This window comes from Halobacillus salinarum, from assembly GCF_022919095.1.
Lineage (GTDB): Bacteria > Bacillota > Bacilli > Bacillales > Halobacillaceae > Halobacillus_B > Halobacillus_B salinarum.
Window position 1 is genome coordinate 1,382,647 of record NZ_CP095073.1, and the last position, 14,484, is coordinate 1,397,130.

Here is a 14,484-nt window from a genome sequence, read left to right on the forward strand (position 1 = left end):
CCTTCTCACGTATAATGATTAAATGTAAATCTCTTATGTCAACATTATCCTCAAGTTTTTTCTAAAATACGGACATAAAAATCAGGATTTTTGTCGAAAATTATGGCTAATTAATCAGCGGAAAATATTTGTACACTTCCTCACTTTCATCTGGTATGATAAACCAAGAATATGAGCATTAAAGGAGCTTAACATGAGTATTCGTGGTTATCAGCCAGGAGATGAGACTTCGCTCAGACGGTTGTTTGGAGAAGTTTTCCAAAAAGAAGTCTCAAAGGAATACTGGGACTGGAAGTACAAACAGAATCCGCACTATACTAAACCCTGGTGCTTCGTCTATGAACACAAGGGCAAGATTATTGGACATGTAGGATTATGGGTTTTTGATGCCTACGTCTGCGGGGAAAAGTCCCGCATTGCTTCCCGGATCGATACAATGGTGTCACCTGAGGCGCGGGGAAAAGGAGTTTATAAACAATTGAATATTGCTGTGTTTAAAGCGGCTGAGCAGGAAGGAATCGACTATTTATTTGGCTTTCCCGCATCCGAGGCAAGACAGGGACTATTAAAGCACACACCTGCCCTACATATTGGAGATGTACGGAAGTATCGTAAGCTAAATCACCCTGTATCCCTGCTTTCCTGTTTTCACCCAAAGCTTCGACATGTTTCGAAAGTCAGCAAATTAGGGAATAGAGTATTCAAACAGAGAAAACAAAGGTCTCCCTCTTATCATTTTTCCATAGAAGAGGTGTTCCATTGTAATTCCAGCTTTGATGTCCTCGCCGAAAACCAAAAAACACTTTCCCCTATTATGGTCAAGCGGGACTCAAGCTTCCTCAATTGGAGATATTTCCAGCACCCGGATAAACGTTACAGAATATTCGTGATCAGGAAGAACAGCAGGTTGAAAGGCTATGTCGTTGTGAGGGAATCGTTGGTCCCGTATAAGAACGGAATAGCAAAAATGGGGTATTTGGTCGACTGGCTGTCTGAAGATAATGAAGAGACGTGTACTGAATTATTTCTTCTTGCAAAGCAGAAGCTAAGTCATTGTGACTTAATACAAACATGGGGAAACGCTGCTAACGAAACATCGCAAAAATCTTTGGGAAAAATAGGAATGAAACCAAAGGATTCTGTCCCACTTCTGATTCACGTGCTGCAGGAAGACGTGAAAAAACCCGAAATGGCAGATTGGTGGCTGACTCAGGGAGATACGGATTCCTTTTAAATAGAGGCTTGTAACTGAATTATCGAAAATTTTACAAATTCTTGTTGTTTTCAACCGTCGCATTTTGTAAAATAAGGACAGTAAATTAAAAAAATATGAAACTATCAGTCTGGTTATTTCGTCTAATATTTTTGAAGGCGGTCAAATGATGACAGTATCAGACGATGTTTAGTTTTTTTGCCAATAACTGCCACAAATGAACTTAGAAATAATGGTAAGAATAACTGTGAGGAGGGTCCTTATGGAATATAAGGCCTTGTTAATCTGCTTTATATTATCAGTGATTATCACACCTATCGTAAAAAAACTTGCAATAAAAATTGGTGCTACAGATAAACCGGATGCTCGAAAAGTTCATAAAGTACTAATGCCGCGGCTAGGCGGTTTGGCAATCTTTATCAGCTTTTTTGTAGGATTTATCTTCTTTTTTCCAGAAAGTAAGTACGCCTTGCCAATCATCATTGGTGCAGGAATAATTATATTAACTGGAGTCCTGGATGATTTAATTGAATTGTCGCCAAAATTGAAATTGGGTGGACAACTTCTTGCGGCACTTGTTGTCGTATTAGGCGGAGTACAAGTTGATTTCATTAATTTGCCATTTGGAGGTACCATTGAATTTGGATTACTTAGTATTCCAATTACCATCATTTGGATTATAGCTATCACCAATGCGATTAATTTGATCGACGGACTTGATGGATTGGCAGCTGGTGTCTCGGCGATAGCACTGCTGACGATTTCCGGTATGGCCATTACAATGGGCAACATCTTTGTCGTCTTTATGGGCTTCATGATGTTAGGAAGCACGTTAGGATTTCTTATTTACAATTTCTACCCTGCTAAAATTTTCATGGGTGATACAGGATCCTTATTTTTAGGGTTTATGATCGGTGTTCTCTCCTTGCTCGGGTTCAAGAATGTAACTTTATTTTCATTCATTATCCCGGTAATTATTCTTGGAGTACCCATTTCGGACACGATCTTTGCCATTGTAAGAAGAACCATTCAACGCAAACCGTTGTCTGCACCTGATAAATCACATTTGCACCATTGTTTAATTAACTTAGGTTATACTCACCCGGAAACGGTTTTAATGATTTATGCAATGAGTGCATTATTCAGCCTGGCAGCCGTTATTTTCTCCCAAACGACGTTGTTTGGCGCTTCGTTCGTGATCCTTTTCCTAATCATCATGATCGAATTGATAGTAGAAATGACCGGTTTAATTGGGAAAGAGTATCGACCAATATTAAATCTTATTAAAGATTACCGTACAAAAAGGTAATCTTAGGCAAATGGTATTCACATCCCTTAAGTAACCACTTAAGGGATGTTTTTTATTTATTCGGGTTAAAAGTCCTGATTTGTGGAAAGGTAATACTAAGGATGGTAAAAGGGGATCTACCATAAATGAGACATAAGTGGAAATTCATTATTACAGCAATCGGCATCTTGTTCCTCTTCGGAGCAGGTTCTGCATTGGGTTATACAGCCTTCTTAACAAATAAAGCTGAAAAGGTAACCAAGCAATCCCAAATGGAATTAGAACGTGGTGAACGTTCCGAAAAACGGGAAAATATAGTAAACCCTGAAGTGGATAATACCTCTATTTTGTTTGTCGGGATTGACAGCAGTGAAAAAAGAAATTCAGATGGGGAAGCTAATTCGCGTTCCGATGCCCTCGTTTTAGCTACGTTTAATAACGACAAAGAATCCGTCAAAATGCTAAATATCCCACGTGACTCCTATGTTTACATTCCAGAGGTCGGCTATAAAGATAAGATTACTCATGCGCACGCCTTTGGCGGCATTAACGCTACCGTAAATACTGTAGAGACTATGCTTGATGTCCCTGTTGATTATTATGTGCGTTTAGACTTTAACTCATTCGTGGACGTCGTGAATGCTTTAGGCGGAATCGAGTTCAATGTACCTTTCCGAATGGAAGAGCAGAACAGTCGTGATAAGAAGGACACTATAGTTCTTGACCAGGGAAAACAGACATTAAATGGGGAGGAAGCCCTTGCTCTTGCCAGAACAAGAAAATATGATAGTGATCTCGCTCGCGGGCAACGGCAGATGGAATTAATTCAGGCCATTGTCAAAAAAGCCTCTTCCTTACATTCAATTGGAAACTATGGAGAGGTCATTGATTCACTAGGAAAACATATGAAGACCAATTTATCTTTTGAACAGTTGACCACTTTTAAAGATTATGTGGTTCATAAGGAAGCTGTAGAATTTGAAACCATGCAGTTAGAAGGAGAACCACAAACGATTAATGGAGTATGGTATTACTCTGTGGATCATACAAGTTTGGAAAAGTCGAAATACTCCTTGAAGCATCACCTTGGCATAAATGTTTCCAATCAAACTGAAATGGCTGATGATACAGAAAAAGACGCATCGGATTCCATGTAAACCAAGGCCCGGGTAAGTGCTCCGGGCCTTTTTTGTGTTTTCAATGCTTAGCAGGGAAGACTTCCTTAGATGACAGTTATTCTTGTGGTTCATCCTGCTAAAAGAAGATATAGAAAGTTCTGTCTCTTATTCCTGAAACATACAAAAAATAGATCTTATATCGTACATTATAGTGAAAGCTATAGTCCTCTACAATTTCAAATTGATTCCATTCACTCTGTTTGGGGACTGGAAGGCTGTGTTATAATCACCTTAATTTCTATGGGAGCAGGTGATAGTATGGCAAGCAGTCTATGGAGAAGATCTATAATCGTCGGTCTCCTATGTATGATAGCGATGATAGCTTTATTCAGCTGGGATTTTCCTGTAAAGGCCCAATCCGGTGAGAAACAAAGAATTATTGTCCAATATAAAGATGACGAAGACGGAAAGATTGAAATCCAAAGTAATGGAGATTCGAAACCCCTTAACAAAGAGGGTGCCTACATACTTGAGGTTCCAAAAAAGGAAGCCTCCAAAAGAATCGCAGAGCTGAAAAAGGAAGCCGATGTGAAATATGCCGAGATGGACCCTCGTGTTTATGCGTTTGGCGAAGTATCCGACGACCCGTTGTCTGGTAAGCAGGCACATGTTTTTCAAGATATTCATTTAGCGGACGATTGGAAGTTAACCTCGCCGGCAAATGATGTGACCGTGGCAGTTATTGACTCGGGAGCTGACTTAGATCATCCGGATCTTAAAGCTCATTTAACGAAAGGCTACAATGTACTTGACCCAAGCAAACCTCCAGAGGACCAATTAGGTCATGGAACCCATATTGCCGGCATGGTAGGCGCAGGAACCTTTAATGGAATTGGTGTATCTTCCATTTCAAAAGGAGCAGAAATCATGCCGATAAAGGTCTTAAATGGAAAAGAAGGGAATATGTCAGATGTTGCCCAAGGGATTGATTACGCTGTTGAGCATGGAGCGGATATTATTAATTTAAGCCTTGGAGGTTATGACATATCTAAATATCTACAGGATGCTGTTCAACGAGCCGAGGATAATGGAGTACTCGTTGTGGCTGCCGCTGGCAATGATAATTTTGATAAATCCACCTATCCGGCAGCATTTTCCTCTGTCCTTTCTGTAGCTTCGACAATTACAGGAGCAACTACGAGAGCAGATTTTTCTAATTATGGAGATTACATAAATGTGGCGGCGCCGGGTACCGACATTTACAGTACATACTTGGATGGGAAGTATGATTATATGGATGGGACAAGCATGTCCACTTCGCTTGTTACTTCCTTGGCAGCCAGCCTGCTGGAAAAAGCGCCTTATTTAACAAGTGAGCAAATCAGTTATCTTATCCAGTCCGGAGCAGATTCATTAGACTCCCACTCTCAGCTTGGCAAAGGAAGAATCGATGCGTCAGATGCCAGCCAATTGATAGAAAAAAATAAAAGAATTGCCGGGCGGGACTCTGTCGCAACTTCCCTCGAAATTTCAAAAAATGGCTGGGATTCTTTAGAGGAGACGAGTTATTCGGCTAACCAACAGACTTATCACGGAAAATTTGCTGTTATGGCAACAGCAGACCGTTTTCCTGACAGCCTGGCAGCAACTCCGTTAGCTAATAAGCTTGGATCTCCGATTCTGCTTGTCAGCCACAATAAGGTAACAGACGAACACATAGAGGAATTAAAGCGATTAAATGTGGAGTACGTTGTATTAGTTGGAGGAGAAGGTGCTCTATCTGCAGAAGTAAAGGACAAATTAATTAAAAATGATATAGAAACCATACGGGTCGCGGGGACAAGCCGCTATAAGACTTCACTCGCCATCAATAAAACATTAGGTCTCGACAGCAGCAAAGCGATCGTAGTAACCGGACAGAATTTTCCCGATGCCGTGTCTGTAGCTGCTTATGCTGAAAATGCTGGAATGCCGATTATCTATGTGAAAAAGAATCAAGTCCCTGAAGAAGTGAAAAACTATTTACAGCTGGCAGATATCACTTCTGCCCAAGTGGTCGGCGGTCCAGGAGCCATCAGTGAACAAACAGTAAATCAACTTGGGATTCAAACGTCCAGGGTAAATGGAACAAACCGCTATGAAACCAGTTTCCAGGTTATGAAGCATTTTGCGCCGAATAAACAAGGAGTTTTCTTTGCGACGGGGGAAAAGTATAATGATGCTCTAACCGGAGCCGCGTTAGCCGGGAAACGAAATGAAAAGGTTCTGCTTGTTAAACCTGATCACCTGGACAAGGCGATGGACTCGAGACTCTCTTATTTGCAAAAACTAGGAATCACCGACTATCGTATCTTAGGCGGACCAGGAGCTATATCTATGAAAACAGCGTGGCACATTGATCAAAGACTAAATAACTAGTAAAGCTGACAAATTTTGTCGGCTTTTTTTTATGAGTAAAACTAAATGTCTAAAAAAATTGATAAAAATAATAAAAAATTCTAAATTATTGAAATATGACAGAATTTTAAATATAATGTAAAAGGAATGAAATATGAGAGTTTTTGGAAAGGGGGTACATTTAGCTAGATAGCTAGATATTACTATTGGGAGGGAATCATTAGTGAAATTTAAAAGAAAAGCTTTGACAGTAGTTGCGGGAGCAGCTCTAGTGTTTTCTTCATTTTCTGGAAACTTTGCGTCCAAAGCAGAAGCTGCGTTAAAGGACACAAAGAAAGCGCATCCGGCTATCAGTTCAAGCTTGAGAGCTTTATCTACAAGCGATCAGGAAAAGCAGGAATTAATCATCGTTACCGATGGAGAAGCCGACATCACTTCTAAATTAGAAGACTTAGGTGCAAAAGTTTTATACAACAAGAACAAATACGTTTACTTAGCCGAAATCCCTACGGAAAAAGTCATTCCAGTTTACTATCTCGATCACGTTTCGGCAGTAACGAAGAACCAAACGTTTAAACCAGCTGAATCTCCTGATCCTGAAATGAAAACAAAGACAGGGAAAGAAGCTGCTGATGTCGTCAAGCCTTCAAACGTAGAAACCCATAAACCAACAGATGTAAACACCTTTCAAAATAAATACGATGGTACTGGTACAAGAATAGCAATCATCGATACAGGGGTAGACCCCGGGCACCCGGCGTTTCAAAAGACGACCTCTGGAAAAGAAAAAATTGCAGCAGTGCAGGACTTCACTATGCAGAACGAACTTGAAGGCTATTTCGTAGCTGACGGTGACGTCATGCTTGATGAAAAATTCGATGAAGGAAACAGCATTTCAACCTCTGAGTCAGGTACATATACTACTTCAGGAATTGACTCCTCAGATGATGCCTACTATTTCGGGGAACTTAAGTTCGCGGCTGATCCGGAAGAACCGGAGGATCTAAACGCCGATGGACAATCCAATATTAAACAAAATGAAAAGTTCGGCGTGTTGGTGGCAGGAGAACAACTGTATATCGATAAAGATTTGGATAAAGACTTTACCGATGAAACACCACTTGCTTTAGATGCTACAGATACATTTGATGTGGATCCATCGGATGAGGTTCCAGGAGCAAACTTCCGACTTAACCATTTCCAAAAAATGAAAACGGACAAAGTGGATATGGCTTACATTAACTTCTTTGCAGATACAGGCGGTGGTCACGGTACCCACGTATCAGGAATTACTGCAGCTAATTCACCAGATGGCACGAAGGATGACATTTATGATGCCGATATGAATGGAGTAGCTCCAGGGGCTGAACTAGTCGGCTTGAAAGTATTCCGTGCAGGTGAAGGCGCAAGCTCCCTGTCCATTATGAACGCGATGGCTGCTGCGGCGATGCCGAAAGAAGAAAACGGCTATGATGCGGATGTTGCCAACTTGAGCCTAGGATCCGTTCCTGATGTGAATGATGGAGCAGATGCATACAACGCCTTAATTGACGTTCTGTCTGAAGATTATGGTATTACTTATGTCATTTCTGCTGGAAACAGCGGTCCGGGACTGGATACAGTAGGTTCACCGGGAACATCTGATCATGCTATTTCTGTAGGGGCCTACATCAACAGTGAAATGTGGGAAACGGAATACGGTTATTTCCCATATGGAAAAGATGATGATGGAAAACGCAAGGAAGGTGAAGGTCTATGGTACTTCTCCTCCAACGGTCCGAGAGAAGATGGAGCCCAAAAGCCTGATATTGTTGCTCCAGGAGCTGCTTATTCCACTTACCCAGAACAATCCGGAAGCTATGCAGTACTTCAAGGAACAAGTATGGCTTCACCTTACGTAACTGGTGTTGTTTCCTTGTTGAAAAATGCGACTTCAAAAGATCGAATTCCATTTTCGTACAAGTCAGTCCGCGAAGCACTGATCCAGACGGCAAAACCGCTTGACGGATATACTCGTGCAGCCCAAGGTGCCGGACTTATCAACGTTCAGGATGCCTACGATTTCTTGAAGACCAATTTCATTAAAGATATGAAAACAGTAGACGTAGAAGTAAACTACGGAGAGAAAGTAGCTGGCGGACAAGGGTTGTATGTCCGCAATAAGGATCTTCCAGATGAGGTAACGATGACACTTCATAACCCGTCTGATGAAGAAAAACATTTAACGCTTTCTCATATGGCAGATTGGTTCAGCCTATCCGAAGATGAGTTCACCTTAAAGCCGAATGAAAGCAAAACAATCACTGCATCCTATGATTCTAGTAAACTAGAGATGGGATATAACGATGGTTTCATCAAAGTGGATGACACTTCTACTCCTTATGTAGAAGCAAGAATTCCACAAACAGTAGTTAAGCCGAATGAGTTTACGGGAGACAATCATTATCGTTGGAATAAGACAGATCAAGTCCAGTCTTCTAAAACAAAGAGTTACTTCTTTGATGTGAAGAGAGGATTAGATGAAATTCATTTTGATCTCCGTTCCCTTCAGAACAAAGACGAAGAATATCAAGGCCGTGTCCGGATGATCGTCTTTGATCCTGACGGAAGAGAAGTCAGTGAATTCCAAGGATATGCCGGCTATGGAGGTCTGGATGTCGAATCCAATACGTTTGAAAGTCCTAAGCCAGGTACATGGGAAGTAGCTGTTTATGGAACTGCTTCTCCAAAAGAAGATCAGGTGATGAACCACTACGAGCTTAAAGCAATGGCTCAAGGGTTTGTTAAAGAACCTGGATTTATTAACCTTGGTGTATCCAATGGCCAGCACACAGTGAACAAAGATGTGACCTTCACTAACTTCTATTCTGAAGATAAGAAGGTTTACGTGGAAGGTGGAGCATTCAGCAAGCCGAATGTGGAAGAAGATCGTATTCTCGCTCCGAACAAAGCCTACTACTATAAAGAAATGACAATCAAGAACAACGTGTCACTCGATGTACGTACTTATGATCCTGGAGTGGCATCAGACGACGTAGACCTCTACTTCCAGAAATATAACGAAGAAGAGGGTAAATATGAAGACATCGGCATGTCAGCAGGCGGATCTTCTGATGAAAGCATAAGCTTTAAAGGCTTGTCAGATGGTAAATACCGCGTGGCCGTATTTGGCTTCTCAGGTGACATTAACGTTGATTTGTTCACCAAAGAAGTAAAAGTACTTGATTCAGATGAAGAAGGCGAAGGTTCAATTACAGTGCCGGATAAGACTTTCACTGTACCTGTATCAGGGGATATCACAGCTAATGCTGAAATTGTGACTCCAAAAGACAATGAACAGTATTATGCAGGAATTTTCCTAAAAGATGCTGAGACAGATGAAACCATTACAACAATTCCAGTGTATGTTCAGAAAAATGCCGTCACTACTGTTGCAGGAACAGATCGTGTGAAAACTGCTGTTGAAGCATCAAACGCGATGTATCCAGACGGTATGCCTGATGAAATGGACAACAAAGCTGTCGTAATTGCAACAGCGAATAACTTCCCGGATGCTTTATCTGCTGGTCCATTAGCCGATGCTTACAAAGCGCCGATTCTTCTTACCAACTCTGGTAAGCCTCTAACCGAAGGCGTCGTTGATGAAATTAAACGCCTTGGGGCTGAAACTGCTTATATTGTTGGGGGAGATGGAGTCGTTTCGAAGGAAGTAGTCGATCAGCTGAGGGACTTGGGCATGGACGCTAATGATGTAGAGCGCCTTGCAGGTAAAAACCGCTACGAAACGAACCAAAAAGTAGTTGAAAAGCTGGCGGATCTTGGATTCGGTGCAAATGGTGTCTTTGTAGCTACTGGTGAAAAATTTGCCGATGCTCTAAGTGCCGGACCATTTGCCGGAGAAAATAAAATGCCAATTGTACTCACTCAGAAAAATGAACTTCCAGAAACTACGAAAGACTTCCTTAAAGGCCAGGATGTATATGTTCTTGGCGGCGAAGGTGTTGTTTCTAAAGAAGTGAAGAGTGAAATTGATCAAATGAGTAACAGCTCTGAGCGTTTAGCAGGTACGAACCGTTATGGTACACTTGCTGAAGTATTGAAAACGTTCGCTACGGCTAAAGATACGCTCTTCGTTTCAACGGGAGACAAGTATCCAGATGCCTTGGCATCTACACCACTTGTCAATGCGAAAGGCGGCGTTATGCTCCTAACGCATCCTGACCAATTACCTAGAGAAGTCGATAACTTCTTGAACAAGTATCTATATCAGTCTGAAGTTACAAACATCGTTGCCGTTGGTGGAGAAACGGCAGTCAGTCAGGACGTAAAAGATACCCTTCTTAAGAAACTATCAGCAGAGTAGATTTTACAATTGATTTACACTTCTATGCAATCCCGTCTCTGAACTAGTCAGAGACGGGTATTTTTTTACCTTAACTTGGGAAATCGTGAAAAAAATCTATAATTCGACGTTTCGACTGGTAGATTTATGCTATAATGAAAAGCGATTGAATTGTGATACATTTAGCAAATGGAGGGACATCAATGGAAGAAACCATCTCGTTGAAAGAAATCGGCCAGGTTTTGAAAAAAAGGTGGCTGATGATCGCGTCACTTGCCATCGGGGCATTAGTGATTGCAGCACTTGTTAGTTATTTCGTATTAACCCCTACTTATCAGGCATCATCTCAGTTTATTGTAAATACGAAACAAAACCAAAGTGACAGTCAATTTGACGTTAATGATATTCGCACCAACGTTGAACTAATAAATACATATAATGTCATTATAAAAAGCCCGGCAATTTTAGAGGAAGTTGTCCAAGAGGCTGACTTAGCCGTGGGTGCAGATACTTTAAGCCAAAAGCTTCAAGTATCCAGCGAACAGGACTCTCAGGTCGTGACTGTTACAGTGACGGATACGAGTCAGGAAACTGCAGCGGTAATTGCAAACAGTGTAGTAGAAGTGTTTAAAGATAAAGTCCCCAAATATATGAATGTCGATAACGTGACGACATTATCAGACGCTGAAATTGCCAGCAATCCTTCTCCTGTCAGTCCAAAGCCATACTTAAATATGGCGATCGCGCTGGTAGTTGGATTGATGGTCGGTGTTGGTTTAGCTTTCCTTCTTGAATACTTGGATAACACCATCAAAACAGAGGATGAGCTTGAACAGAAAATTGGTTTACCTGTGTTAGGATCCATTGCCCACATAACGGAAGAGGATCTTCCTAAAACGGTAAACAGGGATGTCAGTCCCAGGCAGAAAAGGGGGGTAAAGTATGCGCAGCAAGAAAAGAAAACTGTCTAATAAAGTCAAGAGGACTTTGATTACTGACGTTAATCCGCGATCACCAATTTCTGAACAATACCGGACTGTACGTACTAATTTAAATTTTTCTGCCGTGGATTTTGACTTAAAAACAATGATGGTTACTTCCTCGGGACCTGCGGAAGGGAAGTCATTAACAACGGCTAACCTGGCGATCGTCTTTTCACAGCAGGGCAATAAAGTACTGTTAATCGATGCAGATTTGCGTAAGCCAACCGTTCATTACACCTTCCATACACAAAATACAGTGGGCTTAAGCAACTACCTTATTGGCGATAAGTCTCTAGATGAGATTACGAATGAGACTCATATTGACAACCTGGATACGATTACCTGCGGGCCAATCCCGCCTAATCCTTCAGAGCTTCTCGGCTCAAAAGCGATGAAGCAATTGATTAGGGAAAGTAAGAACCAATATGACTTAGTTGTTTTCGATACTCCTCCAGTGCTTGCCGTTACAGATGCGCAAATCATCTCAAGTATTTGTGATGGGACCCTATTAGTCGTTCGCAACAAACAAGCAGAAATTGACCAAGTAAAACGTGCAAAAGAGCTGCTTGACCAGTCCAACGGCCGCTTGCTTGGAACGGTGTTGAATGATGTCGAGCGTAAGAAACAGAACTACTATTATTATGGTACTTAATCAATAGGACCTTCTACTATTAAGTAGAAGGTTTTTTAAATTAATTATTAATCATTTGATAGAAATTAACTAAGATGTAAAAAAAAGTAGATTTTTATGATACAATCTTCTCATGAACTAACTTTTGGAGGTATAACATGAAAAAAGTAAAAAAAGCGATCATACCTGCGGCAGGATTAGGTACGAGGTTTTTGCCGGCTACAAAAGCTATGCCAAAGGAAATGCTTCCGATCGTTGATAAACCAACGATTCAATACATAGTAGAAGAAGCGATAGAATCTGGAATTGAAGATATTATCATCGTAACAGGTAAAGGGAAAAGAGCCATTGAGGACCATTTTGATTACTCTTTTGAACTGGAAGAGAATTTAATGAGAAAAGAAAAGTTTGACCTTCTTGAAAAAGTTAAACAATCTTCCAAAGTGGATATCCATTATATCCGTCAAAAGGAACCTAAAGGATTAGGTCACGCCGTATGGTGCGCGAGAAAATTCATTGGAGATGAACCTTTTGCTGTCCTTTTAGGTGATGACATCGTTCGAGCAGAAGTACCTGGATTAAAGCAGTTAATTGATCAATATGAAGAAACGCATTCTTCGGTAATTGGGGTGCAGCAGGTAGAAGGTAACCAGACCCACCGTTATGGAATTATTGACCCAGAATCGCAAAACGACAGACTTTACCAAGTGAAACAGTTTGTCGAAAAGCCGCCACAAGGAGAAGAACCTTCCAATCTTGCTATTATGGGCCGGTATGTATTAACTCCTGAAATCATGATGTTCCTTGAGAAACAGGATCTAGGAGCCGGCGGTGAAATTCAACTGACGGATGCTATTGAAAAACTGAATGGTATTCAACGTGTGTTTGCTTATGATTTTGAAGGTGCCCGTTATGATGTTGGAGAGAAGCATGGATTCATTAAGACAACCATTGAACTTGCTTTGGAACGTCCTGAATTAAAAGATGATTTGCTTAGCTTTCTAAAAGAAACAATAAAAAATCACGAATCGATTAAATCCTGATTATATTCATAAAAAATGCCTGCCGAACTACCTCGGCAGGCATTTTTTTATGGAAAGAATTGAATAGGGACTGAATAAATTCGATCCAGTGGGGTCGTTTTTTTTCGATAGTTCGACAGACCCAGCAAATTTCCCGGGAAATATCTACATCTTACTGGTAAATATCCCTTTAAGCTCTAGCTTGCTTTTTCTCTTCCGCAGCTTCTTCTTTTCTTTCATAAAGAAAGACAGCTTTTTGTGGGAGTTTTCCAAATAGCAGACTAGCAACCTTCGGGGCAAACTTATGAATCGTGAAAATGAATAGATAGCAAAATACAACGACAACGATATATTTTACAAATACTTCAAGATGAAACCAATAATTGTTGTGGATTGGAATCCATCTTCCGACTTCTTTTAAGATAAATGGGTGGACAAGGTAAAAACCAAATGAATAGAGTGCGACATTTTTCACAATTTCATTAGGAAGCTTTGGCAATTTACGGCTGAGTATTTCCGTTATGCGGAAGAAGAAATAGCCGCCGAGCATTAAATATGAAACATTTAACAGCTTATAATAATCCCAATCGACTTTGATTTCACCCATAGTATAGACGTAATAGTAATAAAGAGCGGTAAGAGTCCCGGCAATTAACGTTAAAATGCCAAGCGGATAAATGGTTTTGTTATAAACCTTTTCTCTTTGCTCTAAATAGTAAATCCCTAACCAGCCCCCCAGGCTGAAGGTTCCGAAGCTTTTGAGGAACACGACCATATTTGTAAATCCGTAGGTGGAATTTAAATAAAAATATCCTACTTCGATCAGGATTCCAAAAAGCCAGAAGTACTTTTTAAACAAGGAAAACTTTTGGGTCAAATAGACAAACAAAGGCAGAAATATATAAAATTGGACGATTAGAAATATAAAGTGGAGCTGGTAATAAGACTCTCCCTTAAGGATCCTTTCCAATACTCCAAAGATGGTTAAAGAGCGGCCACCTGTGTAATGGGCATACAGCTCATAGAAGAGAGCCCAAACAATATAAGGAACAACGATAAAAAACACTCGTTTTCTAAAATAATCCTTCAATAAAGAAGCGGTAAATTTCTTAGGATAGTAGTTATAGAAAAATACGAGTCCTGTAATCATGATAAATATGCCTGCTTCTATTCTTATGATTCTATTAAAAAAATGATATTTTTGAAAAGCGCCTGTCCCCATATCAAGGACACTATAATAAATACCTGTAACATGGACAAGAACTACGCATAGCATCGCAATCAATCGCAGGAAGTACACAGAGGTAATTCTTTGTTTAGCCATACTCTACTCCCTCTATTCTGTTAAAAGTTTAATCACCATTTGACCTATTCTTACATGTTTAATGAGTTCTGTCTAGTTTCTCCAAATTATGATAACGTTTACCAATTGTTTGTCTAAAATTAATACTATTTACACAATTCCAACAAAAATTGTTATATAATGGCTA

At 40.5% G+C, this 14,484-nt stretch carries 9 protein-coding genes; 8 read left to right on the plus strand and 1 reads right to left on the minus strand.

Annotated features, from left to right (window positions below; all coding sequences use genetic code 11):
- Positions 1–193 precede the first annotated feature (193 nt).
- From MUN89_RS07075 to galU, 8 genes are all read left to right on the plus strand, one after another.
- Positions 194–1,234: a GNAT family N-acetyltransferase gene (locus MUN89_RS07075; protein WP_244712503.1), complete on the plus strand. Its 1,041-nt coding sequence runs from the start codon at positions 194–196 to the stop codon at positions 1,232–1,234.
- Between the two features lie 241 nt (positions 1,235–1,475).
- Entirely contained in the window at positions 1,476–2,522 is a 1,047-nt protein-coding gene (locus MUN89_RS07080; protein WP_244712504.1) for a glycosyltransferase family 4 protein, read from the plus strand.
- Positions 2,523–2,647: 125 nt separating this feature from the next.
- Positions 2,648–3,658 carry an LCP family protein gene (locus MUN89_RS07085; protein WP_244712505.1) on the plus strand — a complete coding sequence of 337 codons (1,011 nt, stop codon included), beginning with the start codon at positions 2,648–2,650 and terminating at the stop codon, positions 3,656–3,658.
- Positions 3,659–3,937: 279 nt separating this feature from the next.
- Positions 3,938–6,037, plus strand: coding sequence for a S8 family serine peptidase (locus MUN89_RS07090; protein ID WP_244712506.1), 2,100 nt, complete (start codon positions 3,938–3,940; stop codon positions 6,035–6,037).
- 202 nt (positions 6,038–6,239) lie between these two features.
- The gene (locus MUN89_RS07095) at positions 6,240–10,379 is read left to right on the plus strand and encodes a cell wall-binding repeat-containing protein (protein WP_244712507.1); all 4,140 of its coding nucleotides are present in this window, start codon (positions 6,240–6,242) and stop codon (positions 10,377–10,379) included.
- Between the two features lie 182 nt (positions 10,380–10,561).
- Positions 10,562–11,329, plus strand: coding sequence for a YveK family protein (locus MUN89_RS07100; RefSeq protein WP_244712509.1), 768 nt, complete (start codon positions 10,562–10,564; stop codon positions 11,327–11,329).
- Positions 11,301–11,993, plus strand: coding sequence for a CpsD/CapB family tyrosine-protein kinase (locus MUN89_RS07105; RefSeq protein ID WP_244712511.1), 693 nt, complete (start codon positions 11,301–11,303; stop codon positions 11,991–11,993). The genes MUN89_RS07100 and MUN89_RS07105 overlap by 29 nt, the downstream gene beginning before the upstream one ends.
- 137 nt (positions 11,994–12,130) lie before the next feature.
- Positions 12,131–13,015: a UTP--glucose-1-phosphate uridylyltransferase GalU gene (gene galU, locus MUN89_RS07110; protein ID WP_244712513.1), complete on the plus strand. Its 885-nt coding sequence runs from the start codon at positions 12,131–12,133 to the stop codon at positions 13,013–13,015.
- A gap of 169 nt (positions 13,016–13,184) precedes the next feature.
- On the opposite strand, the gene MUN89_RS07115 is transcribed toward galU, so the two are convergent.
- The gene (locus tag MUN89_RS07115; protein ID WP_244712515.1) at positions 13,185–14,318 is read right to left on the minus strand and encodes an acyltransferase; all 1,134 of its coding nucleotides are present in this window, start codon (positions 14,316–14,318) and stop codon (positions 13,185–13,187) included.
- Positions 14,319–14,484 lie beyond the last annotated feature (166 nt).